We start from the raw sequence: 21,616 nt of genomic DNA, 5'->3' as shown, positions 1-21,616 counted from the left end.
GCCTATTTTCCGGTGTTTAGCGTCGAACGGGCGATTGTTTAGCTCTGCTGCAGTGCGGTACCCCACCACTAAATTAAACGAACGATTTAGTTATATCATTTGTTTTAATTATGTGATGTAATCCCGCAATGAATGCCAAAGCCACCTCACCCAGCACCCACACCTCCCCCGGCCAGCCAGCGGACGATGTCCGCAAACCACGCTCCGACGGCGAGCAGTCGCGCGAGCGCTTGCTTGTGGCGGCGATGCGCCTGTTCGGTCAACAGGGTTTTTCCAAAACCTCCACGCGCGAAATCGCGCAAGCGGCCGGCACCAACGTCGCCGCCATCAGCTACTACTTCGGCGACAAGGCGGGCCTGTACCAGGCCTGCTTCAGTTTCCTGTGCGCCGAGGCCGGGGGCGCCGTCGCCGCGTTCGACCAGCCGCACTTCACGCTGCGCGAATCGCTGCAGGGCTATTACGGCCAGATGATCGCCCCGCTGCTGCACCAGAGGCAGGAGGCCGATGCGATGCTGCGCCTGTTCTTCCGCGAGATGCTCGAACCCACGGGGTTATGGGCGACCGAAGTGGAAAACAACATCAAGCCCGAACACCTGGCGCTGGTGCGGGTGCTGTGCCGCCACCTGGACCTGGCCGAGGCCACCGACGACGTCCACCGGCTGGCTTATTCAATTCCTTCGCTTTGCATACAATTATTGATCTCCCAAGACGTCATCAATGCAATCACGCCGCATCTGATGTCCACGCCGGAGGCGATATCCGAGTGGGGCGAACGGCTGGTGGACTTCGCGGAAGCGCTGTTCAATGCCGAAAAACTTAAACTCCAAAGGAAAGCATGAAGATTATCGTACGCGCGACGGCGGCATTGGCCGTCGCCACGGCGCTCAGCGCCTGCGCCCTGACGCCGCCGGCGCCGCATGTCGACGCCAGGGCGCCGCAGCAGTGGCAGGCGCCTCTGCCCCCGCAGCTATCGTCGCAGTTGCCGCACAACGGTAACCAGGCCGACCTGGCCGACTGGTGGCGCCACCAGGCCGACGCGCTGCTGGCGCGCCTGATCGAATCGGCGCAGGCGGTCAGCCCGACCGTGGCGTCGGCCGCCTCGCGCATCGCACAGTCGCGCGCCGACCGCGTGGCCGCCGGCGCCGCGCTGGTGCCGACGCTCGACGGCACGGGCAGCATCAGCCGCGCCAACCAGCAATCGACGCTGCCGATGGGGACCACCTCGCAGGCGGCCGTGCAAACGGCGTGGGAGATCGACGTTTTCGGCGCCAACCGCGCCACGCGCGACGCCGCGCAGGCGCGCCTCGACAGCGCGCACGCCGGCTGGCATGACGCCCGCGTCTCGGTCGCCGCCGAAGTCGCCAATCAATATTACGGGCTGCGCGCCTGCGAGCAGTTGTTGGCCGTCGCCAAACAGGATGCCGCGTCGCGCGCCGACACCGCGCGTCTGACGGGGCTGAGCGCGACCGCCGGCTTCGAGTCGCCGGCCAATCTGGCCCTGGCGCGCGCCAGCGCCGCCGAAGGCAACAACCGCTATCTCGCCCAGCGCGCCAGTTGCGACGTCAACGTCAAGGTGCTGGTGGCGCTGACCGCGCTGCCAGAGCCGGAACTGCGCCAGGAGCTGGCAAACGGCGTGGCAAGCGGCGTCGCATCGGCGGACGCGGTGGCGCCGTCCATGGCCATCGCCGCGCTGCCGGCAAACACGCTTAACCAGCGCCCGGACGTGTTCACGGCCGAACGCGAAGTGACCGCCGCCAGCGCGGAAGTGGGCAACGCCCAGGCCCAGCGCTATCCGCGTTTGACCTTGTCCGGTTCGGTCGGCATCGCCAACTTCCGCTCCGGCGGCGAGAACACCAAAACCGACACCTGGACCATCGGCCCGTTGTCGGTGTCGGTGCCGATCTTCGACGCCGGCCGGCGCCGCGCCAACGTCGACGCGGCCGGTGCGCGCTACGACTCCGCCGTCGCCAGCTACCGCTCAACCGTGCGCCAGGCCGTCAGCGAACTGGAACAGGCGCTGGTCAACCTGGACGGCACCGCCGCCCGCGCCACGGACGCCCAGACTGCGCTGGAAGGCTACCGCGTTAATTTCACGGCTGTCGAAGACCGCTACAAGAACGGCATGGCGAGCCTGTTCGAACTGGAGGACGCGCGCCGCACCCGCCTGGCCGCCGAGCAAACCGTCATCAACCTGCAGCGCGAACGCAGCGCCGCCTGGGTATCGCTGTACCGCGCCGCCGGCGGCGGCTGGAGTGCGCCGGCCAACGGCGCCCCCGCCGTCGCGGGCATGGCCTCCAGCGGCACCAACGTCCAATAAAAACAACCTGACCGTCCACTATGAAAACTCTGAAAACCAATCTGCAACCGCTCGCCATCGCCCTGCTGGCAGTCTTTGTCGCCGGCGGCATCGGCATGGCCGTGTACTCGCCGGCCACCCAGGCCGCCGATGAAAAGAAAGCCGGCGCGCCGAAGGCCGCGCTGACCGTCACCACCACCAGGCCGTCGACCGCCAGCCTGCCGATCAAGCTGTCCGCCAACGGCAACGTCGCCGCCTGGCAGGAGGCGAGCGTCAGCAGCGAATCGAACGGTTTGCGCTTGACCGACGTGCGCGTCAACGTCGGCGACGTCGTCAAGGCCGGCGACGTGCTGGCCGTGTTCTCGGCCGAGACCATCAACGCCGACATCGCCCAGTCGAAGGCCGCGCTGCAGGAGGCCGAGGCCAACGCCGCCGACGCCGTGGCCAACGCCGCCCGCGCGCGCACGCTGCAAAACTCCGGCGCGCTGAGCGCGCAGCAAATCAGCCAGTACAACACCACCGAGCAAACCGCCAACGCCCGCATCGCGTCGGCCAAGGCGGCGCTGGCGAACCAGCAGCTGCGCCTGAAGTACACCAAGGTGGTGGCGCCGGACAGCGGCATCATCTCGGCCAGGACCGCCAACGCCACCGTCGGTTCGGTGTCCGCGCCGGGCACGGAGCTGTTCCGCATGATCCGCCAGAGCCGCCTGGAATGGCGCGCCGAGGTGGTGGCCGCCGACCTGCGCAACCTCAAGCCGGGCACCAGCGCCATCGTCAAGGCGGCCAATGGCAGCGAGGTGACGGGCAAGGTGCGCATGATCGCGCCGACCGTCGACCTGCAAACCCGTTCGGCGCTGGTGTATGTCGATCTGCCGCTGAACGCCGGCACCGGCGAGGCGCCGTTCAAGGCCGGCATGTTCGCCAGCGGCCAGTTCGAGCTGGGTAAATCGGACGCGCTGACCGTGCCGCAGCAATCGATCGTGGTGCGCGACGGCTTCAGCTTCGTGTTCCGCCTTAACACCGACAGCAAGGTCAGTCAGGTCAAGGTACAACCGGGCCGCCGCCTGGGCGACCGCATTGAGGTCAAGGGCGGCCTGACCGCCGACGCGCAAGTGGTGCTGCGCGGCGCCGGCTTCCTCAACGACGGCGACCTGGTACACGTGGTGGCCGAGCCGGCGCCCGCGCGCGCCGCCGGCCCGGCCACCGCGCCGACGGCCAAATAAGGACATCCGATGAATTTTTCCTCCTTATCGATCAAGAATCCGATCCCGGCGATCATGCTGTTCGTGCTGCTCAGCCTTGCGGGCCTGATGGCCTACAAGGCCAATCCGGTGCAGGACTTCCCGGACATCGAACTGCCGATCGTCACCGTCACCGCCACCCTCGATGGCAGCGCCCCGGCGCAGCTGGAAACCGAGGTCGCGCGCAAGATCGAGGACGCCGTCGCCACTTTGCAGGGCGTGAAGAACATCCACACCACGGTGCTGGACGGCGTCTCGACCACCACCATCGAGTTCGTGCTGGAAAAGCAGATCTCGGACGCCGTCAACGACGTGCGCGACGCGGTGGCCCGCATCAAGGCCGACATGCCGGCCGAGCTGCGCGACCCGACCGTGACGAAGGCCTCCACCGCCGGCCGCGTGGTGTTGACCTTCACCGCCGCCGCCGCGCAGGTGCCAGGCGAAAAAATGGACCAGCAGGAGTTGAGCTGGTTCGTCGACAACGTTGTCGCCAAGCGCCTGCTGGCGGTGCCCGGCATCGGCTCGGTCAAACGCGTGGGCGGCGTGTACCGCGAGATCCGCGTGGAACTCGACGACGCCCGCATGGCGGCGCTGCGCGTATCGGCCCTGGACGTGTCGCGCCAACTGCGGCTGGTGCAGAAGGAAGCGCCGGGCGGACGCGGTGACGTCAGCGGCGCCGAACAATCGGTGCGCACCATCGGCACCGTCAAGAGCGCGGCCGAACTGGCCGCCATCGACCTGCCTTTGCCGGACGGTCGCCGCGTGCGGCTCGACCAGGTGGCCACCATCACCGACACCGTCTCCGAGCCGCGCGCCATCGCGCTGCAAGACGGCAAACAGGTGATCGGCTTCGAGATCTTCCGCAACAAGGGCGCCAGCGAACTGGCCGTGTCAAGGGGAGCGCGCGAGGCGGTCAAGGAGCTGTCGGCGAACAACCCGAAAGTGGCGCTGCAAGAGGTCATCGACAACGCCCTGCCGGTCGAGGAAAACTTCGACGGCTCGATGGAGCTGCTGTACGAGGGCGCGCTGCTGGCGGTGCTGGTGGTGTGGTGGTTCCTGCGCGACTGGCGCGCCACGCTGGTGGCCGCCGCGGCGCTGCCGCTGTCGGTGCTGCCGGCCTTCCTCGGCATCTATATGTTCGGCTATACGCTCAACACCGTGACGCTGCTGTCGCTGGCGCTGGTGGTCGGCGTGCTGGTCGACGACGCCATCGTCGAAATCGAAAACATCGCGCGCCACCTGCGCATGGGTAAAACCCCGATGGAGGCGGCGATGGAAGCGGCCGACGAAATCGGCATGGCCGTCATCGCCACGACCTTCGCACTGGTGGCGGTGTTCCTGCCGACCGCCTTCATGAGCGGCATCGCCGGCCTGTTCTTCAAGCAGTTCGGCTGGACCTCGGTGATCGCCGTGCTGGCGTCGCTGGTGGTGGCGCGTTTGCTGACGCCGATGATGGCGGCCTACCTCCTCAAGCCGATCGCGCATGCGGAAGAAAAGGACAGCTGGATGATGATCCGCTACCTGCGCGTGATGCGCTGGTGCCTGACGCATCGCGGCATCACGGCGCTGGCCGCCGCCGCGTTCTTTGTCGGCTCGATCTCGCTGGTCGGCATGCTGCCGACCGGCTTCGTGCCGGCCGCCGACCGCGCGCAAACCCAGATCAACCTGGAGCTGCCGCCTGGTTCCACGCTGGCGGAGACGGGCGTCATCGCCGAAAGGGCGCGCCTGGCCGCGATGGAAGTCCCCGGCGTCAAGTCGGTGTTCAGCTCCATCGGCGGCGGCTCCAGCGGCGACGCCTTCGCGCCCGGCGCGGCGGCCGAGGCACGCAGCGCGGTGCTGACCATCACCACCGTGCATCGCACCGACCGCAAGGAATCGATGGCCGATATCGACGATCAGATCCGCGCCCGTCTGGACGCCATTCCGGGCGCCCGCTTCAAGGTCGGCCCGCCGGACAACGGCGTCAAGCTGCAGCTGGTGCTGCGCAGCGACGATCCGGTCGTGCTGCAAGCGACCGCGCAAAAGGTCGAACGCGAAATGCGCACGCTGCAAGGCGTGGGCAATGTGCGCTCGAGCGCCTCGCTGGTGCGTCCGGAGATCATTGTCACGCCGGACTTCGCCAAGGCGGCCGATCTGGGCGTGACCGCCAACGCCATCGGCCAGACGGTGCGCGTCGCCACCGCCGGCGACTACGACACCGACCTGACCAAAATGAATCTGCCAGAGCGCCAGGTGCCGATCCGCGTCAAGCTGCCGGACGCGGTGCGGGCCGACCTCGACGCCATCGGCCGCCTGACGGTGCCGGGCACCAACGGGCCCGTGCTGCTGGCCACTGTCGCCACGATCACGATGGAAAGCGGACCGGCGCAGATCAATCGCCTCAACCGCAGCCGCAACGTCACGTTCGAAGTGGAACTGGGCCGGCGCGCGCTGGGCGAAGTCGATGCGGAAGCGCGCGCGCTGCCGTCGCTGAAAAACCTGCCGCCGTCGGTCAAGATCGCGGAGCTGGGCGACACACAGGAGATGGCCGCGCTGTTCGCCAGCTTCGGCCTGGCGATGCTGATCGGCGTGTTGTGCATCTACTGCGTGCTGGTCCTGCTGTTCAAGGACTTCATGCAGCCGGTGACGATTCTGGCGGCGCTGCCGCTGTCGATCGGCGGCGCCTTCGTGGCGCTGCTGATCACCCGCAGCGCGCTGTCGATGCCGTCGATGATTGGATTGATCATGCTGATGGGGATCGTGACCAAAAACTCAATCTTGTTGGTCGATTATGCTATTCTGGCGCGCCAGGAAGGCATGAACCGGTTCGACGCGTTGGTCGACGCCTGCCACAAGCGGAGCCGCCCGATTTTGATGACCACCATCGCCATGGGCGCCGGCATGATGCCGCTGGCGCTGGGCTGGGGCGCCGATCCGAGCTTCCGCTCACCGATGGCGATCACCGTGATCGGTGGGCTGATCACGTCGACGTTATTGAGCCTGCTGGTGGTGCCGGCGGTGTTCACCTACATCGACGACCTGGAACATCTGCTTGGGCGTCTGGTGCGCAAGCTGCGCCGCCATCCGAAGCCGGTTGACGAGAAAAACCAGCCGCTGCGCAAGGTCGCGGGCGGCCACTGATCAAGGAGACGAAATGGAATACGACATCAAGGAATTGCCGGCGGTCCGCGTCGCTTATCTGCGCTACAAAGGCCCGTTCGGAGCCGGTATCGGCGAGTTCTGGAAGGAGGTCTTCACGCCGTGGCAGAAGGCCTTCGGCTTGCACAATCGCGTGACGTATGGCGTGGCGCAGGACGACCCGGGCACGACGCCGCCGAACGAATGCCGCTACGACGCCTGCGTCGAAGTGGCGGCGGATTATCCAATCGCCGAACCGGCTCGGGAGGCGACGCTGCCGGCCGGCCGCTACGCGGTGGGCAAATTCAAAGGCACGGCAGACCAGATGCCGGCGGCATGGGGAGAGTTCTTCGGCCAGATCCACGCCGAGGGCATTTTCTCCCCCGGCCTGTGCATGGAGCGCTACCCTGCCGACTATGTGATGGACCCGGAAACGGGCGTGTTCTCCGCTGAATTCTGCATCCCGGTCAAATAGAAGCCACGACGACACACACACCACGGAAAAATGCACACCACGGATCCACGTAGGGCGGATTAGCGAAGCGTAATCCGCCGATGCATGCTCAGTCGGCGGCTCATAGATGGCGGATTACGGCGTTCCGCCTAATTTGCCCTACGTGTCTCCATGGTGTGCATATCTCCGCGTTCATTTGTGCGCGGGACAGCTCATATCCCCTTCCTGGCAATCCTGCAGCGCTTTGATCTCCTTCAACCGGCTCTCGGTCTTCGCGGCCAGACAGCCGCTGCGGACCATTGGGTAAGCGCTGCCGCCTTCCGCGCCCGAGCTCTCGAACGCGCACGACAAGTCCCTGAACTTGACCCACGCAAGCTGCGCCTGCGTCAGCTTCTTCTTTTGCTCCGCGCTCAGACGGGTGCGATACTCGTTATAGGCAAGGTTCAAATTTTTATCGGCCACGGAATACGACTGCCCGGCGCACTGCGTCATTTCGGACTGGGTCGAGGGCGCACTGCAATCAGCCCAAGCGCTCGCGGAAAACATCGCCAATACCAACGCCGGCAAAGCAAACCTTCTTGTTTTCATCTTCATCTCCCTGGAATGATCAACCCGACGTGGCGGGTTGGAACGCGATGACGGCCATGCCTCCTAAGGCAAGCGCAGCTCCTGCCATATCAAAGCGGCTTAGCGCGATGCCATCGACAAATCGAAGCCACAACAACGCCACCGCGATGTACATGCCACCATACGCCGCATAGGTACGGCCTGCGGCGGTCGGATGTAACGTTAGCAGCCACGCGAACAGCGCCAACGCAAACGCCGCCGGCACCAGCAACCACATCGTCCTATCCTGTTTAATGACCAGCCATGGCAAATAGCAGCCGACGATTTCAGCCAGCGCAGTCACTGCGAACAAGCCAGCCAATTTCAAAATGTCCAAACAAGCCCCTCGCAAAGAACTACGGTTGCGCCGCCCAGCCACCGCCCATGGCGCGATACAAATCGACCGACGCCACCAGTATCCGCGTTCTTAACTGCAGACGTCCGACATCGGCGCTATACAAGGTGCGCTGCGCATCCAGCTCCTCCAGATACGAGGCATACCCATTGCGATAGCGATTATGCGCGATGCGCAGCGTCTCGGCCGCCGTGGCGCGGCGCGCGTCGTTCTGGATGGCCTGCTCCTTCAACTGATACAGCGCGCCCAGACTGTTATCGGTTTCGGAAAACGCGTTACGGACGGCGTTCTCGTAAGCGAAGGTGAGCTGGTCGCGCTGCGCCGCCACCGCATCGGTTTGCGCCTGCACGCGGTCGCCGTCGAACAGCGGCGCGGCGATGGTGCCGGTCAGTCGCCACAGCGCCGTCGGCGAATTGAGGAAATCGTGCATTTTCAGGCTTTGTATGCCGCCGACGGCGGTCAGCCTGAACGACGGCAGCAACTGGTCGCGCGTCGCCCGCAGATTGGCGTCGATGGCGACCAGGTTGTATTCCGCCCGCGCGATGTCCGGCCGCCGGCGCAAAAGTTCAGAAGGCAGTCCCTCCGGCACGGGCGGCGGCGCCAGTTCTGCCAGCTCCGCGCCGCGCGGCATCGGTCCCGGATTGCCACCGGTGAGCAGTGCCAGCGCGTTCTCCTGCTCGAAGATCGAGCGCCTCAACTGCGGTACCTGTTCGGCGGTGGTTTGGTACTCGGCCTGCGCCTGCAGCCATTCCAGCCGCGAGCTGTAGCCGACATCGAACTGGCGCTTGGCGAGGTCGCGCGACTCGGCGCGCAGCTTGAGCGTTTGCTCGGTCAGCGCCAGTTGGGCATCGAGCCCGCGCAGGTTCAGATACCCGGTGGCGACGGTGGCGGCGATCGACAAGGCCACGGCGTCGGCGTTGGCTTGCTCCGATTGATAGGTAGCGGTGGCCGCGTCAGTCGCGGCAGCCAAACGGCCCCACACGTCCAGCTCGTAGCTGGCCTGGATCTCCGCCTGATAGACGTTGGTGACATAGGGCTGGCCGTTGGACGCCAGCTGGCGCGTGCGCGTTGGCGCCGTGTCGACGACGATGTTCGGCTTCAGACCCGCCGTCGCCACGCCCACCAGCGCGCGGTACTGCGCCACGCGCGAGCGTGCGATGCGCAAATCGCCATTGTGTTCGAGCGCCCGGACCACCAGCGCGTTCAGAACCGGATCGCCGAAGGCCTGCCACCATTCGCGCTCGACCGGCGCGGCGCTTTGTCCGGGGCCGGGCGGCGTGCGCCAGACGGCAGGCGTCTCCAGGGTCGATGCCGGCGGCGGCCCAACCTTTGCCGCGCAGCCGGCCAGCGCGAGCATGGCCGCCATCGATACGGCCCGCAACGCGCCGCCCGGGCTTTGTGACAGCCGCCGGCACGTCATCGACCGGCTCCGGCGCCTGCGGTGGCGGGTCTGTGATCGGCGTCATTGAGAACGGCGGAGGTGTCGATGCTGGCAATCACCGACATCCCCGGCGCCAGCCGCGCGGCCTTGGCCTGGCCCGGATCGATGCGTATCCGTACCGGTATGCGCTGCGCGATCTTGACGAAATTACCGGTCGCGTTATCGGCCGGCAGCACGCTGAACTCCGAGCCGGTGGCCGGCGATATGCGCTCCACCTGCCCGGTCAGCACGGCGCCGTCAAGCGCATCGACCTTGAAGGTGGCGCTCTGCCCCACCTGCACATTGTTCATCTGCGTTTCCTTGAGATTGGCGATCACCCACAACTGGCGCGGCACCAATCCCATCAGGTTGGCGCCGGTGTTGACGTAGGCGCCCTTGCGCACGGTGACTTGCCCCAGCTGGCCATCCTCGGGGGCGATGATGCGGGTGTTTTCCAGGTCCACGCGGGCCGCCTTCAGCGCCGCCTCCGCGTTGGCCACCGCCGCCTCCAGCGACAGCCTGTTGACGGTCACCGACTGCACCTGCTGCCTGGCGATATCGAGATTGGCGCGTGCTTGCGCCACGGCGGCAGCCGTCTGGGCCTGGGCCGCCTTCGATGCGTCCTGCTCGCGCAACGACAGCGAGCCATCGGCCGCCAGCGCGTTCACGCGGCCCAAATCCGCCTGCGATTTCGCCGCCTGCGCCTGCGCGTTGGCCAGCGTGGCCTGGTTCAGCAACACCCCGGCCGACGCGGTCTTGCGCGCCTGCTCCCAATTGGCCAGCGCCGCCTTCTGCGCCGCCAGCTGCGCCTGCGCCTGTTCATAGCGCTGCTGGTAGATGCGGTCGTCGATCTGCACCAGCAAATCGCCCTGCTTCACGTGCTGGAAGTCCTGCACCTTGACATCGATGACATAACCGGACAACTGCGTGCCGATCAACGTGACCTGACCGCGCACCAGAGCGTTCTCGGTTGAGACGATGGCGCTGCTGAACGGCGGCAAGCGCCACGCGTACAGCACGATCAACACGCCGATCAAAGCGACCAGCGAAAACGCGATGGTGGAAATGATTTGTCCGCGACGGTTGGGCGCGGGTGGGATGGCAGCCGTCGGCAGCGCCGCGGCCGGGGCGGCGGCAGGAGGAGAAGTATCGGAAGTATTGGTAGCCATGTCGTTCAGCGCGATCCAGAATTGTTAAGGGAGACGTTGGCCATGCCGGTCTGCGCGTTTTGCGCTGGACTTGGCTGACACACCACACAGATCGACCAGAGGTAGCGCGCCAGCATCCACGCCAGCGTGAGCACCGCCAGCAGCGTAATGAGCAAAAAGACATCGTTGTAGGCGAGGATGTTGGCCTCGCGCGTGGCGGCGGCGCCGAGCGACGCCACGCCTTGCGCGTTGCGAATCGTGGGATCGGCCAAGGTCGCGCCAAGCGAGGCGCCGCCACTTTGAATCCGCGCCGCCACCTGCGGGTCGAGCAGCGTCAAATGCTCGACCAGGACGCTGGAGTGATACTTCTCGCGCACCACCTGGAATGTACCCACAAGCGCCGAGCCGAGCAAACTACCCAGCGTTTGCGTGATCGAGAACATGACGGAGAAACTGACCAGATTATTCGGCGCCGCGATCACGGCGCCAAAGCCGGATACAAACGTCGGCCCGATAAACAGCGCGCCGCCGAACCCCAGCAGGAACTGGCTGATATACAGGTCGGCCGGGCGGGTCAGATTGGTGGAATCCGAATCCATATACGCGCCGATCGCCATCACCACGAGCGACAGCATCAATTGCGCCGGTATGCGCGCCGGCGTGATGGTCAATGCGCTCACCAGCATGCCGGCCACGCTGCCGATCATCACGATGATCCACAGCGTCCGCATCTGGTCGTTGTTGAGCCCGAGCGCCTGCAAAAATCCCACCGTGCCGCTGGCCTCGGACTGCACGATGCGGATCAGCAGCACCGACAGCGCCAGCCGCGCCATGTTGGCGGTGCTGAGCCAGCGCGTATTGATCAGCGGACGCGCGCGGTTATGCTCGATCAGCAGGGCGCCGGCGATCAGCACAATGGCGCCGGCCAGGCAAAGGCCCAGCCAGCGCGACTCGAACCACCAGACGGTGCGGCCCAGCGCCAGCACCGCCGACAGCAGCGCCACGCCGGGCGCGAACAGCGCGAAGGTGACGAAGTCCATTTTCTCGAAGGCCTTGATGCGGTCCCCGGGCGGCAGCTTGAGGAACAATACCCCGGCCAGCGACACCAGCGCCAGTCCCAGTTCGAAGAAGTACAGGCCGCGCCATTCGCCGAATTCCATCAGGGTGGTGGAGAACAGCCGCGCCATCGGCAGCGCCAGTTGCGCGAAGCCGATACCCAGCACCGCCGCCTTGATGCGGTGCTGGGCGGGGAACGCTTGTAACACATAGTAAAGCCCCAGCGTGGACAGCGCCGCGCCGCTCATGCCGTGGGCCGCGCGCACGGCGATGGCCGAGCCCAGGCCGTGCACGAACAGGTGCGCCACGGTGGCGACCGCGTATAGCACGAGGAATAATTCGGTGAACAATCGCAAGCCGTACTGCTGACGGAATTTGACCAGCAACAGGTTCATCGAGACGTTGGCCATCACGTAGGCGGCGGGCAGCCACTGGATCTCGGCCGAATACACGCCCAAAGAGCCTTGCAGGTAAGGCAGGTTGACCAGCACCAGCGCGTTGCCCAGGCCGCCGGTAATGGCGACAACGAAGCCGATGATGAAGAACGCCAGACGACGCTCGGTCGTATGGATGGGACTCGACGGCGATCCGGGAAGTGTCGGTCGCTCATGCGGTAGCCAGACTTGAGGGGCGTACACGTCCATCGATGCCAGTTCTTATAGGTCTTTGTCGGATAGGTTTGCTGGGAACGAGCATATCACTATGCACGCGAATATTGAAGTTCCGGAGACCCGCCAAAAGGAAGGGGCGCCGCATACCGCCGGCGCCCCTTTCCCTAAGCCAACCGCTGGTTACAGCGCTTTTGCGTCAACCTCGCGCTGGAAGTTACGATGCGCGGCCAGCGCTGCCTTGAACTCCGCCAGCGCCGGCACCACGCCGCCGGCCGGCACGCACCACAGCGATGGATCGGCCGTACCGTCTTCCAGTTTCTCCGGTACGCCGGCCTTGCGCAACAGATCGGCGCCAGCGCCAACGGCCAGGATCGGTTTGCAATGACGGAACTGCTGGCGCACGAAATCGAGTGCGTCGGCATCGCCCATCAGCATCTTGACGCTGGCGTCGCCGTCGGCCACGATCACCGCGTCGTACAGCACCGGCGGACCGGCTTCGAACGAGATCTCGACATCGAGCGCGCTGCCATCGGCGGCGACCAGTTGTCCCAGTTGCGGACCGACCAAACGCGGCACCGCGCCGGCAGCCAACAGGTCGGCGTAGATCGCCTTGACGCCCGCCGCGTCGACACCATGCGCGGCCAGGATCGCCACCTTGCGCGCCTGGACACCCACGGCGCCCGGACGCGCCAGCAGCGACAGCGCCGGCGATGGTGCATAGTGCGGCTGCGGCGCGGTGGTCGCCAGCGGCATCGGCGGCGGCACCTGCAGGCCGAGGCCTTGCGCCACGCCTTCGACCAGGATCGGATCGACGTTGGCCAGCATCGACAACAGGCGCACGCGGATCGCCGGCGTCTGCACGCGGCTCAACTCGAAGCGGAAGGCGTTGACGATGTGCGTCTGCTCCGACGGCGTCTGGCTGATCCAGAACAGGCGCGCCTGCGAATAGTGGTCGGCAAACAGTTCTGGCTTGCCGCGCACCTTGTCCTCGGGCGCCTGCTTGACGCTGGCGAAGGCGGTCTGGAAGCCGGCCATCCCGGCCTGGAACGGATTACCGCCGGCCAGCGAGTTCGGTTCATAGGCCACGCGTCCGCGCGGGATCGCCTGGCGGTGCATGCCGTCGCGCTGGTTGTTATGGACCTGCGCCACCGGCGTGTTGATCGGGATCTCGTGGAAGTTCGGACCACCGAGACGGCTGATCTGCGTGTCCAGATACGAGTGGATACGGCCTTGCAGCAGCGGGTCGTTGGTGAAGTCGATACCCGGCACCACGTGCGCGGTGCAGAAGGCCACCTGCTCGGTCTCGGAGAAGAAGTTGTCCGGATTGCGGTTCAAGATCATCTTGCCGACGATTTTCACCGGCACCAGTTCTTCCGGCACGATCTTGGTCGAATCGAGCACGTCGAACGGGAATTGCTCCGCCTGTTCCTCGGTGAAGATCTGCAGGCCCAGTTCCCATTCGGGATAGGCGCCCGCTTCGATCGCTTCCCACAGGTCGCGGCGATGGTAGTCGGGATCGGCGCCGATGATCTTGGCCGCTTCGTCCCACACCAGCGAGTGCGTGCCCGGCACCGGATTCCAGTGGAACTTACAGAACACCGACACGCCCTGCGCGTTCACCAGGCGGAAGGTGTGCACGCCGAAGCCCTGCATGGTGCGGTAGCTGCGCGGGATGGCGCGGTCCGACATCTGCCACAGCAGCATGTGCGTCGATTCCGGCATCAGCGTGACGAAGTCCCAGAAGGTGTCGTGCGCGCTGGAGGCCTGAGGCATGGCGAAATGCGGCTCCGGCTTGACGGCGTGGACCAGGTCCGGGAATTTCATCGCGTCCTGGATGAAGAAGACCGGCATATTATTGCCGACCAAATCCCAGTTGCCTTCGTCGGTGTAGAACTTGACGGCGAAGCCGCGCACATCGCGCACGGTGTCGGCCGAGCCGCGTTCGCCGGCGACGGTGGAGAAGCGCACGAACACCGGCGTGCGTTTGCCCGCGGCGGCGAACGGCGCGGCGCGCGTGACGCCGCTCAAATCGTCGTAGCTCTCGAAGTAGCCGTGGGCGGCCGAGCCGCGCGCGTGCACCACGCGCTCCGGAATGCGCTCGTGGTCGAAATGAGTGATCTTTTCGCGCAGGATAAAGTCTTCCATCGCGGTCGGGCCGCGCAGGCCGACCTTGAGCGAATTCTGGTTGTCGGCGACCGGCACGCCCTGGTTGGTGGTCAAACGCTGGTCGGCCGAATCGACACGCACGCGGTCGAGCGGCTCAATGGTGGCGTTGACGCTGTGCGGCGGCACGCCGCTGCCGGTTTTAGGCGATGCGGTGGTTTCGCCGGTGGTGCTGGCGGTGGCGATGGGATGCGGCGGGGTGACCGTCTGGCCGGGCTGCGGCGCGCGCGATGCGTCGCCATGTTCGCCAGGTTTATTGGCGTTGAAGGGCATGCCCTCGGCGACCGTCTGGGTGCCGCTCACTTTGGCGAGCAACGCGGCTTCCTGTGGCACGCCACCCAAACTGGTCGGCGGCGTAGCCGATGATGGTCCTGCGACGGTGCTCAATACCGAGCCAGCCCCCATTACGGAGGCTGGTGTTTTTTTACTAGTTGCCATTGGGTGTCCCTTGGTGATCGGCGCCCGCGCGGGCCGCCGGTCACACCAGCAGCGATACCGGTCGGGCAGCCTGGATTACTTGCGCGAGTTGAGCAGCTTGGAAATGCCGTAGCCTGCGGCTGCGGCGATCAGCACAGAAATCGCAGGGCTGGAGCGCACGTGGCTGCGGCCCGATTCGGCCAGTTTTTTGTAGCTTTCGGTGACTTGCTTGCTGCGGACGGCCAGACGCTCGGAAACGCTTTCCACAGTGCCGGACACGCTTTGAACGCCGTCGGCGACTTTGTCGACGCCGGTGTGCGCGCGAGTGGCCAGACGGTCGGCGGTTGGTGGCACTTTATCGGCGACGCGGTCGATGGCGGCGTGCGCGTCGGCGCGCAGGTCCTTGCCGATCTGGGTCACGCCGTCGCGGGTGTTGTTGGTGGTGTTGGTGGTGTTGGTGTCTTTGGCGCTGTTAGCGTTGTTACCAGTGGTACCGTTGATTTTAGTATCGATGCTGTTTTCCATGATGGTTCCTCTCGGTTGTTGGTCGTTTGTCTAAACACTGCAGGAACGAAGATAGGCCTGTTGGTCAAACGCTACCGTGCGGAATCTAACAATAAGGCGACCTCGGGCGAACTATTTGATGAGCTACTACTGATGGGCCGCTAAGTGAGTTGCCATACGGACGGTTCCGCAAAGAAAGCGGATGCTCAGAGAAAATTCCGGTAAGCTACTGTTACTTATGTCCAGGAGGGCGATATGTTTCCTATCTCATCCACAACGCTGAGCGGATCCAATCCGACGAACTTTCCGCTGGTGTCGCCGACGGCGCAAACCGCAGCGGTAGACGCTGTCAACTCCTCGACGATCACTCCGGTGGGTTCGGCCATTGATGCTCCAGCGCAAGCCTCCGTGCAGGTGGATCTGTCCCCTGTGGCGAACTTTTTGCTGACCGTGTCGCAGTCCCGCGAGCAGATCACGCAGCTGCAGGCGGCCGTCGCCAACGGCGCCGATCCACAAGAAGCCGCCGACCGGGCAAGCAGACTCAATGACGCTACGCAAAATGTAGTGAATGCGTTCAACTTATTGCCCGGGGTTGATTTCAATCAAACCCAACCGCAAGGACCGTCCCTGATCAATAGCCTGGTGGACAGTTTGAACCGCCAGACCTTCGGCAACAGTACGACCGAGCAACTGAACCAGACAAATCAGCGTGCCCAAGCAACGGATGCGGCCCAGAGCCTGGCGCAAAGCCTGTCACGCATCGGTGTCACCCTGCAGCCGCCGCTGCTGTCGGACGCCGCCGCCGGCCTGTCGTTGGACAACGAAATCCTGCGCGCCTCCTTCAACACCGACAACCGGTCGACGACCAACACGCTGCAAAACACGCTGGACACGTTCAGCGAGCTGGCGACCCGTTTTGCCGAGCAGTTGAGCGCAGCCGGCACCGGCGCCCTGCCCGCGCTGGCCAGCGCGCAGCGGCAGGCGTTGACGCCGCAGGATCTGGTGGCCAATGCGCGTCTGGATATGGCGCGCGCCGAAATCGATCTGCTGCGACAGGTTCCGTTGCCCGACACCGCCGCCGACCGGTTGGCGGCGCAGCGCGCGGAATTGGAGCAGCCACTGGCGCCACGGGCGGCGGCGACGGATTCGCCGATCGTCAATCCGCTGCAGGCGTCCACCGCAGAAGTGATCGCCGCGCAGAACGCCGAGGCGCGCGAGGCCAACATCAACGCGCTGCCGTCGCAGCAAACCCAGACCGCGCAAGCACTGCAAGCGGCCGATCAGGCGCAGCAAAGCCAGGCAACCGATACAGCCGAAGAGAATCAGGCGGCATCCAATGTCGACACCCAACGCAGCGCGGCGCAGGCGGCGGCCGACGCCGCGCAGGCCACCGCGGCGGCACAGGCGGCACGCCAGCAGGCCGCATCCGGATTGAGCGCTGCCACCGCCGCCAGCTCGCAGGCGGCGGCGCAGGCAAACATCGCGCAGAACGCGGCGTCCACCGCAGCCGCAGCCAATTCCGCCAACGCGACCGCGGAGCAGCAGGCAGTGGCGGCGCAAACCGCAGCTACCAATCTGGCGGCTGCCAATGCCGCCGCCGCATCCGCGCTGGCGCAGGCGCAGGCTGCGCAAAGCGCGGCCGACGTGCTGGCGGCGCAGAGCGCGGAAGCCAGCGCCGCGGCCGCGCAGGCACGCGCCGCGCTGGCTGCGGCGACTACCCCGGAGGCGGCCAACGCGGCCGGCGCCGTCGCCGCCCAACAGGCTGCGGCCGCGCAAACCACCGCCAGCAATCTGGCCTCCGCCAACGCGGCGGCGGCGGAGGCGCAGCAGCAAGCGCGCGCCGCCCAGGTGGCCGCCGTGCAGGCGTCCACAGTGCAAACCAATCCGCTGCAGGGCAATCCCGCGCTGGCGGCCGCCATCGCCGCGTACAACATCACCGACCCGGCCCTGCTTGGCGCGAATGCGCGCGCGGCGCAATCGGCTGTCAGTGGCACGCCGCGCGTGGCGGCTGTCACCGGGCCGGCGAGGACTCGCGGCATCGGGCCTGGCCAGTAGCGCCAGCGGCGTGCCGAATTCGGCACAAGAATGGCGCGTCGGAGGCGCGCCATTCAACCTCGCTGCGTTGCGGCCTATATCTCCAGACCGAATTAAATTCCGACCGTCCCGTCTTTGAAGGCCGAAGACGCCAAATAATTCCCGATCCCGCGCCTAAGTCACACGATAATACGATTCGTTTTTAGCGATAATCACGGATTGCATTTCATAACCATCGACATCGGGAGTTCGCATGACTTTGAAGCACAGCGTGAAGCACAGCGTAAAGCACATCGCCGCCACCACGGCGCTACTGGCCGCCACCGGCGCCTACGCGCAGGACACCGTGGTCAAGATCGGCCATAGCGGCCCGCTGTCGGGCGCGCAGGCGTTTTCGGGCAAGGACAACGAGAACGGCGCCCGCCTGGCGGTGGAAGAACTCAACGCCAAGCCGATCACCGTGGCCGGCAAAAAGCTCAAGTTCGAACTGCTGTCCGAGGACGACCAGGGCGACCCGAAAGCCGGCGTCGCCGCCGCGCAAAAGCTGATCGACAACGGCGTCAAATTCGTGGTCGGCCCCTACAACTCCGGCGTGGCCATTCCCGCTTCGCGCGCGTACAACGATGCCGGTGTGCTGGTCGCCACCATCGCCACCAATCCGAAGATCACGCAGCAAGGCTACAAGGGCCTGTACCGCGTCAACGCCAGCGACTCCCAGCTCGGCTCCAAGATGGCGCTGTACGCGGCCAAAGAACTCAAGTTTAAGAACGTCGCCGTGATCGACGACCGCACCGCCTTCGGCCAGGGCGTGGCGGAAGAATTCAAGAAGCAGGCGAAGGCCTCCGGCATGACCGTGGCCGGCCACGAGTTCACCACCGACAAGGCGTTCGACTTCAACGCGATCCTGACCAAACTGAAAAACAAGAAGGTCGAGGCGATCTTCTTCGGCGGCTACGCGCCGCAGGCGGCGCCGATGGTGCGCCAGATGAAGCAGCTCGGCATCAACGCCAAACTGCTTGGCGGCGACACCATCTGCACCGGCGAGATGGGCAAGCTCGGTGGCGACGCGGTGGCCGACAACGTCCTGTGCTCGCAGGGCGGCGCGATTCTGGACAAGGCCTCGACCGGCCCGGCCTTCAAGGCCAAGTACAAGGCCCGCTACAAGCAGGATGCCGATGTCTACGCCGCGTCGTACTACGACGCGACCATGCTGTATGCGCAAGCGATGCAAAAAGCGAATTCGATCGATCCGCGCAAGGTGGAAGCGGTGATCGCGTCCGGCTCCTACAAAGGCATCGCCGGCACCTACGCGTTCGACGAGCGTGGGGACATGAAGCAGTCGCCGGTGACGATCTTCACCTTCAAAGGCGGTCAACCGGTACCGTTGACCAGCTATTGACCCGCAATGATGTTTCGCGCCCGGTCGGATCGGGCGCGATTCAAGGCGATCAAGCTGTCGAAGGCTTGTTGCGCGCCCGCGCAGGCATCGGCGATATCCGCTGCATCCACCACGCGTTCGCGCAGCGCGCCTAAGAATTGCTGCCAGCGCGGCCCCGGCGAACCGGCGCCGCGCAGATAGCGAAGCGGATGGGGCGCCAGGCGCTCCGCCAGCCTTTTATACAGTACCGCCCCACCAAGCTGCGATCCCTCGATCACATAGCACACGCCCCAGCGCCATGCGGCGCCGCACTGCGCCGGCCACGGCACGACATCCGCGCGGTGCGCCGCCGTCGGCATTCCGGCCAGCGCCGGATGGGCCAAATCCTCCCTGATCGCATGCAGATAGGCAGGCAACGCGGGACCGTCGTCGAATTGCGCCATCCAATGCTGAATCGGCGCCAGCCACTGCTCCAGCAGCCGCAGATGATCGTGGTAAGCGCGCAAATCCACCTCTCCCGCCGCCAATGGCGTGCTGGAATCGAGCTCGGCGTGCCGCTGGGCCGTGGCCTGCCGCAATGCTGTCAGCACATCTTCTTTTGCAGCGGAAATTTCTTCCAAGATACATCCTAACTGTTTAATGAGGAAAAGATTTTACACAGCGCAATGCTAGCGCGCGCACAGTAGGAGCCGGCAACTTCTGAAAAAATAGAGCTCAGGTAAAATTTAATTACTAACAGCATACTGCCTATGACCCAAAACCAATCTCAGAACTGCTCCGTGCTGCTGATCGACGACGAAGCGATGGCCGAAGACTTGATCGGCTACCACATGTCTCGCCAGCAAGGCATCACGCTGCGCTATGACAACCGCGCCGAACTTGCCGTTCAGCTGTGCAAGGAGATCGAGGCCACCGTTTTGCTGGTCGACCTGCGCATGCCCGGCGCCGATGGTTTCGACGTGATCCGCATGCTGCGCGCCGATCCGCATACCGAGCATCTGCCCGTCATACTGCTGTCGTCCGAGGACGATGCCGATATCAAGGCGCAGGCGTTCGCGCTGGGCGCCAACGATTATCTGGTCAAATGGCCGGAAGCGCGCGAACTGGAAGCGCGCATCCGTTACCACTGCGCCGCCTACCAGGCGCGCCAGCAGCGCGATGCCGCCTTCCTGGAATTGCGCCAGCGCGAGGAGGAACTGCGGGTCAGCCAGGCCGCCCTGCACCAGGCACAAAAAATGGAAGCGATCGGCCAGCTGACCGGCGGCGTCGCCCACGATTTCAACAACGTCCTGCAAATCATCAGCGGCAACCTGCATCTGCTGCAGATGGTCGGCGACGTCAACCCGCAAGGGATGGCGCGCATCGAGAACGCGCTCAATGGCGTGGAACGCGGCGCACGGCTGGCGGCCCACCTGCTGGCGTTCGCGCGACGCCAGCCGCTGCAAAGCGCGGTGGTCGATCTGACGCCGGTGCTGGCCGATATGGACGACATGCTGCGCCGCGTGCTCGGTCCGCGCGCGGTGGTCGTCGCCGACATCGCGCCCCGGCTTTGGAACACCGATGTCGATGTCAGCCAGCTCAATAACGTGATCCTGAACCTGGCCATCAACGCGCGCGACGCCATGGGCGGTGACGGCACGCTGACCATCCGCGCCCGCAACCTGACGTCCGGCTCGGAGCAGCTGTCCAAGATCGGCAGCGGCCAGGGCGACTACGTGTTGATCGAGATCGCAGATACAGGCTCCGGCATGTCGCAAGAGGTGATGCAGCGCGCGTTCGAGCCGTTCTTCACCACCAAGCCGACCGGCCAGGGCACGGGCCTGGGCCTGAGCATGGCCTACGGATTCGTCAAGCAATCGGGCGGCGAGATCGCCCTGCAAAGCACTTTGGGCGCCGGCACCTGCGTGCAGATCTACCTGCGCCGCAGCGAGGCCCAGGCCGAGCCGGAACACCATGCGGCATCGCCGGCGTTAACCGGCGGCGTGGAAACCATTCTGGTGGTGGAAGACGAGGAGGCGGTGCGCGCCGCGACCGTCGAGATGCTGTCCACGCTGGGCTACAAGGTGCTGAGCAGCGCCAACGCGGAACAGGCGACGCACCTGATTAATGGCGGCGTCGATATCGACCTGCTGTTCACGGACGTGATGATGCCGGGCCGCGTCAGCAGCCTGGAATTGAGCGAATTGGTACGGGAAAAACTGCCGCAGGCGCAGATCCTGTTCACGTCCGGCTATGCGGAAGGGGTGTTGTCACACGACGGCAAGCTGCCGCCGGGGGTCAATCTGCTGCAAAAGCCTTATACCGTCGATACCCTCAGCTCGCGCATCCGCCATCTGCTGCGCAAGCGCAGTCCGGTCACTGCGGCTTGACGTAGCGGTGCGATCCCGGTGGTGGCTCGTTGAGCACCGCCCAGAAAATCCCCAGGTCGGCGATCGCCCGCACGAACTCCTGGAAATCGACCGGCTTGACCACATAGGCGTTCACGCCCAGTTCATAGCTGCGGATCAGGTCCTGCTCCTCGCGCGAGGATGTCAGCATCACCACGGGGATGCTTTTCAGCGTGGCGCTGCCGCGGATCTCGGCCAGCACCTCGAGGCCGTCGACCTTGGGTAACTTCAGGTCGAGCAGCACCACGGCGGGGTTGCCCTGCTCCCGGTTGGCGAAACTGCCGCGCGCGTGCAAATAATCGAGTGCGTCGGCGCCATCGCGCACGACGATCACTTCATTGGCCAATTGGCTGCGTTCCAGCGCAATCAGCGTCAGCTCCAGATCATGAGGGTTGTCTTCAACCAGCAGGATAGGCTTTAACATAGGCG

General features: G+C 65.2%; 17 protein-coding genes. 8 read left to right on the top strand and 9 right to left on the bottom strand.

Going from position 1 to position 21,616, the window contains the following annotated elements:
* The first annotated feature begins 128 nt into the window (after positions 1–128).
* The 5 genes from ACZ0BA_RS28270 to ACZ0BA_RS28250 are packed head-to-tail and all read left to right on the top strand — an operon-like array spanning position 129 to position 7,129.
* Entirely contained in the window at positions 129–839 is a 711-nt protein-coding gene (locus ACZ0BA_RS28270) for a CerR family C-terminal domain-containing protein (RefSeq protein ID WP_463454449.1), read from the top strand.
* Complete coding sequence (locus tag ACZ0BA_RS28265) at positions 836–2,317, top strand: efflux transporter outer membrane subunit (protein WP_463454448.1); 1,482 nt, start codon at positions 836–838, stop codon at positions 2,315–2,317. The genes ACZ0BA_RS28270 and ACZ0BA_RS28265 overlap by 4 nt, the downstream gene beginning before the upstream one ends.
* A 20-nt stretch (positions 2,318–2,337) precedes the next feature.
* Positions 2,338–3,519 carry an efflux RND transporter periplasmic adaptor subunit gene (locus ACZ0BA_RS28260; protein ID WP_463454447.1) on the top strand — a complete coding sequence of 394 codons (1,182 nt, stop codon included), beginning with the start codon at positions 2,338–2,340 and terminating at the stop codon, positions 3,517–3,519.
* 9 nt (positions 3,520–3,528) lie between these two features.
* Positions 3,529–6,657 (top strand): efflux RND transporter permease subunit, encoded by a 3,129-nt coding sequence (locus tag ACZ0BA_RS28255; protein ID WP_463454446.1) that lies wholly within the window; start codon positions 3,529–3,531, stop codon positions 6,655–6,657.
* Between the two features lie 13 nt (positions 6,658–6,670).
* Positions 6,671–7,129 (top strand): AraC family transcriptional regulator, encoded by a 459-nt coding sequence (locus tag ACZ0BA_RS28250; protein WP_463454445.1) that lies wholly within the window; start codon positions 6,671–6,673, stop codon positions 7,127–7,129.
* Between the two features lie 171 nt (positions 7,130–7,300).
* Here the strand turns inward: ACZ0BA_RS28250 and ACZ0BA_RS28245 are convergent, their stop codons facing one another.
* The 7 genes from ACZ0BA_RS28245 to ACZ0BA_RS28215 all read right to left on the bottom strand — a co-directional run bounded on the left by ACZ0BA_RS28245 (position 7,301) and on the right by ACZ0BA_RS28215 (position 15,409).
* Complete coding sequence (locus ACZ0BA_RS28245; protein ID WP_463454444.1) at positions 7,301–7,702, bottom strand: lysozyme inhibitor LprI family protein; 402 nt, start codon at positions 7,700–7,702, stop codon at positions 7,301–7,303.
* Positions 7,703–7,715: 13 nt separating this feature from the next.
* Positions 7,716–8,051, bottom strand: a complete 336-nt coding sequence (locus tag ACZ0BA_RS28240; RefSeq protein ID WP_463454443.1) for a YnfA family protein — start codon at positions 8,049–8,051, stop codon at positions 7,716–7,718.
* Between the two features lie 19 nt (positions 8,052–8,070).
* The gene (locus ACZ0BA_RS28235; protein ID WP_463454442.1) at positions 8,071–9,489 is read right to left on the bottom strand and encodes an efflux transporter outer membrane subunit; all 1,419 of its coding nucleotides are present in this window, start codon (positions 9,487–9,489) and stop codon (positions 8,071–8,073) included.
* Positions 9,486–10,658, bottom strand: coding sequence for an HlyD family secretion protein (locus ACZ0BA_RS28230; protein WP_463454441.1), 1,173 nt, complete (start codon positions 10,656–10,658; stop codon positions 9,486–9,488). Before ACZ0BA_RS28230 ends, ACZ0BA_RS28235 begins: the two co-directional genes overlap by 4 nt.
* Positions 10,659–10,663: 5 nt before the next feature.
* Positions 10,664–12,337, bottom strand: coding sequence for an MFS transporter (locus ACZ0BA_RS28225; RefSeq protein WP_463454440.1), 1,674 nt, complete (start codon positions 12,335–12,337; stop codon positions 10,664–10,666).
* Positions 12,338–12,484: 147 nt separating this feature from the next.
* Complete coding sequence (locus tag ACZ0BA_RS28220) at positions 12,485–14,905, bottom strand: catalase (protein ID WP_463454439.1); 2,421 nt, start codon at positions 14,903–14,905, stop codon at positions 12,485–12,487.
* 75 nt (positions 14,906–14,980) lie between these two features.
* A complete protein-coding gene (locus ACZ0BA_RS28215) occupies positions 14,981–15,409 on the bottom strand; it encodes a hypothetical protein (RefSeq protein ID WP_463454438.1) in 429 nt (142 codons plus the stop codon).
* 234 nt (positions 15,410–15,643) lie between these two features.
* Between ACZ0BA_RS28215 and ACZ0BA_RS28210 the strand changes: the two genes are divergently transcribed.
* Both ACZ0BA_RS28210 and ACZ0BA_RS28205 read left to right on the top strand, forming a co-directional pair.
* Positions 15,644–17,443: a hypothetical protein gene (locus tag ACZ0BA_RS28210; protein ID WP_463454437.1), complete on the top strand. Its 1,800-nt coding sequence runs from the start codon at positions 15,644–15,646 to the stop codon at positions 17,441–17,443.
* A gap of 232 nt (positions 17,444–17,675) precedes the next feature.
* Positions 17,676–18,821, top strand: a complete 1,146-nt coding sequence (locus ACZ0BA_RS28205; protein ID WP_463454436.1) for a branched-chain amino acid ABC transporter substrate-binding protein — start codon at positions 17,676–17,678, stop codon at positions 18,819–18,821.
* On the opposite strand, the gene ACZ0BA_RS28200 is transcribed toward ACZ0BA_RS28205, so the two are convergent.
* Positions 18,815–19,420 carry a biliverdin-producing heme oxygenase gene (locus ACZ0BA_RS28200; protein WP_463454435.1) on the bottom strand — a complete coding sequence of 202 codons (606 nt, stop codon included), beginning with the start codon at positions 19,418–19,420 and terminating at the stop codon, positions 18,815–18,817. The two genes, ACZ0BA_RS28205 and ACZ0BA_RS28200, sit on opposite strands and share 7 nt — an antisense overlap.
* 129 nt (positions 19,421–19,549) lie before the next feature.
* Here ACZ0BA_RS28200 and ACZ0BA_RS28195 point away from each other — a divergent pair, with 129 nt between their 5' ends.
* On the top strand, positions 19,550–21,169 hold the full coding sequence (locus ACZ0BA_RS28195; RefSeq protein ID WP_463454434.1) for a response regulator: 1,620 nt from the start codon (positions 19,550–19,552) through the stop codon (positions 21,167–21,169).
* Here the strand turns inward: ACZ0BA_RS28195 and ACZ0BA_RS28190 are convergent.
* Positions 21,156–21,611 carry a response regulator gene (locus ACZ0BA_RS28190; RefSeq protein WP_363503093.1) on the bottom strand — a complete coding sequence of 152 codons (456 nt, stop codon included), beginning with the start codon at positions 21,609–21,611 and terminating at the stop codon, positions 21,156–21,158. The genes ACZ0BA_RS28195 and ACZ0BA_RS28190 overlap by 14 nt on opposite strands.
* Between the last annotated feature and the right edge of the window lie 5 nt (positions 21,612–21,616).

Source organism: Duganella sp. AC917, assembly GCF_979258245.1.
Note: the sequence above shows the minus strand (reverse complement) of the source record. Positions and strands in the feature narration are given on the sequence as shown.

Coding starts and splice junctions, on each gene's coding strand:
- ACZ0BA_RS28270 (WP_463454449.1), top strand. CDS start 129: ATGAATGCCAAAGCCACCTCACCCAGCACCCACACCTCCCCCGGCCAG.
- ACZ0BA_RS28265 (WP_463454448.1), top strand. CDS start 836: ATGAAGATTATCGTACGCGCGACGGCGGCATTGGCCGTCGCCACGGCG.
- ACZ0BA_RS28260 (WP_463454447.1), top strand. CDS start 2,338: ATGAAAACTCTGAAAACCAATCTGCAACCGCTCGCCATCGCCCTGCTG.
- ACZ0BA_RS28255 (WP_463454446.1), top strand. CDS start 3,529: ATGAATTTTTCCTCCTTATCGATCAAGAATCCGATCCCGGCGATCATG.
- ACZ0BA_RS28250 (WP_463454445.1), top strand. CDS start 6,671: ATGGAATACGACATCAAGGAATTGCCGGCGGTCCGCGTCGCTTATCTG.
- ACZ0BA_RS28245 (WP_463454444.1), bottom strand. CDS start 7,702: ATGAAGATGAAAACAAGAAGGTTTGCTTTGCCGGCGTTGGTATTGGCG.
- ACZ0BA_RS28235 (WP_463454442.1), bottom strand. CDS start 9,489: ATGACGTGCCGGCGGCTGTCACAAAGCCCGGGCGGCGCGTTGCGGGCC.
- ACZ0BA_RS28230 (WP_463454441.1), bottom strand. CDS start 10,658: ATGGCTACCAATACTTCCGATACTTCTCCTCCTGCCGCCGCCCCGGCC.
- ACZ0BA_RS28225 (WP_463454440.1), bottom strand. CDS start 12,337: ATGGACGTGTACGCCCCTCAAGTCTGGCTACCGCATGAGCGACCGACA.
- ACZ0BA_RS28220 (WP_463454439.1), bottom strand. CDS start 14,905: ATGGCAACTAGTAAAAAAACACCAGCCTCCGTAATGGGGGCTGGCTCG.
- ACZ0BA_RS28215 (WP_463454438.1), bottom strand. CDS start 15,409: ATGGAAAACAGCATCGATACTAAAATCAACGGTACCACTGGTAACAAC.
- ACZ0BA_RS28210 (WP_463454437.1), top strand. CDS start 15,644: ATGTTTCCTATCTCATCCACAACGCTGAGCGGATCCAATCCGACGAAC.
- ACZ0BA_RS28205 (WP_463454436.1), top strand. CDS start 17,676: ATGACTTTGAAGCACAGCGTGAAGCACAGCGTAAAGCACATCGCCGCC.
- ACZ0BA_RS28195 (WP_463454434.1), top strand. CDS start 19,550: ATGACCCAAAACCAATCTCAGAACTGCTCCGTGCTGCTGATCGACGAC.
- ACZ0BA_RS28190 (WP_363503093.1), bottom strand. CDS start 21,611: ATGTTAAAGCCTATCCTGCTGGTTGAAGACAACCCTCATGATCTGGAG.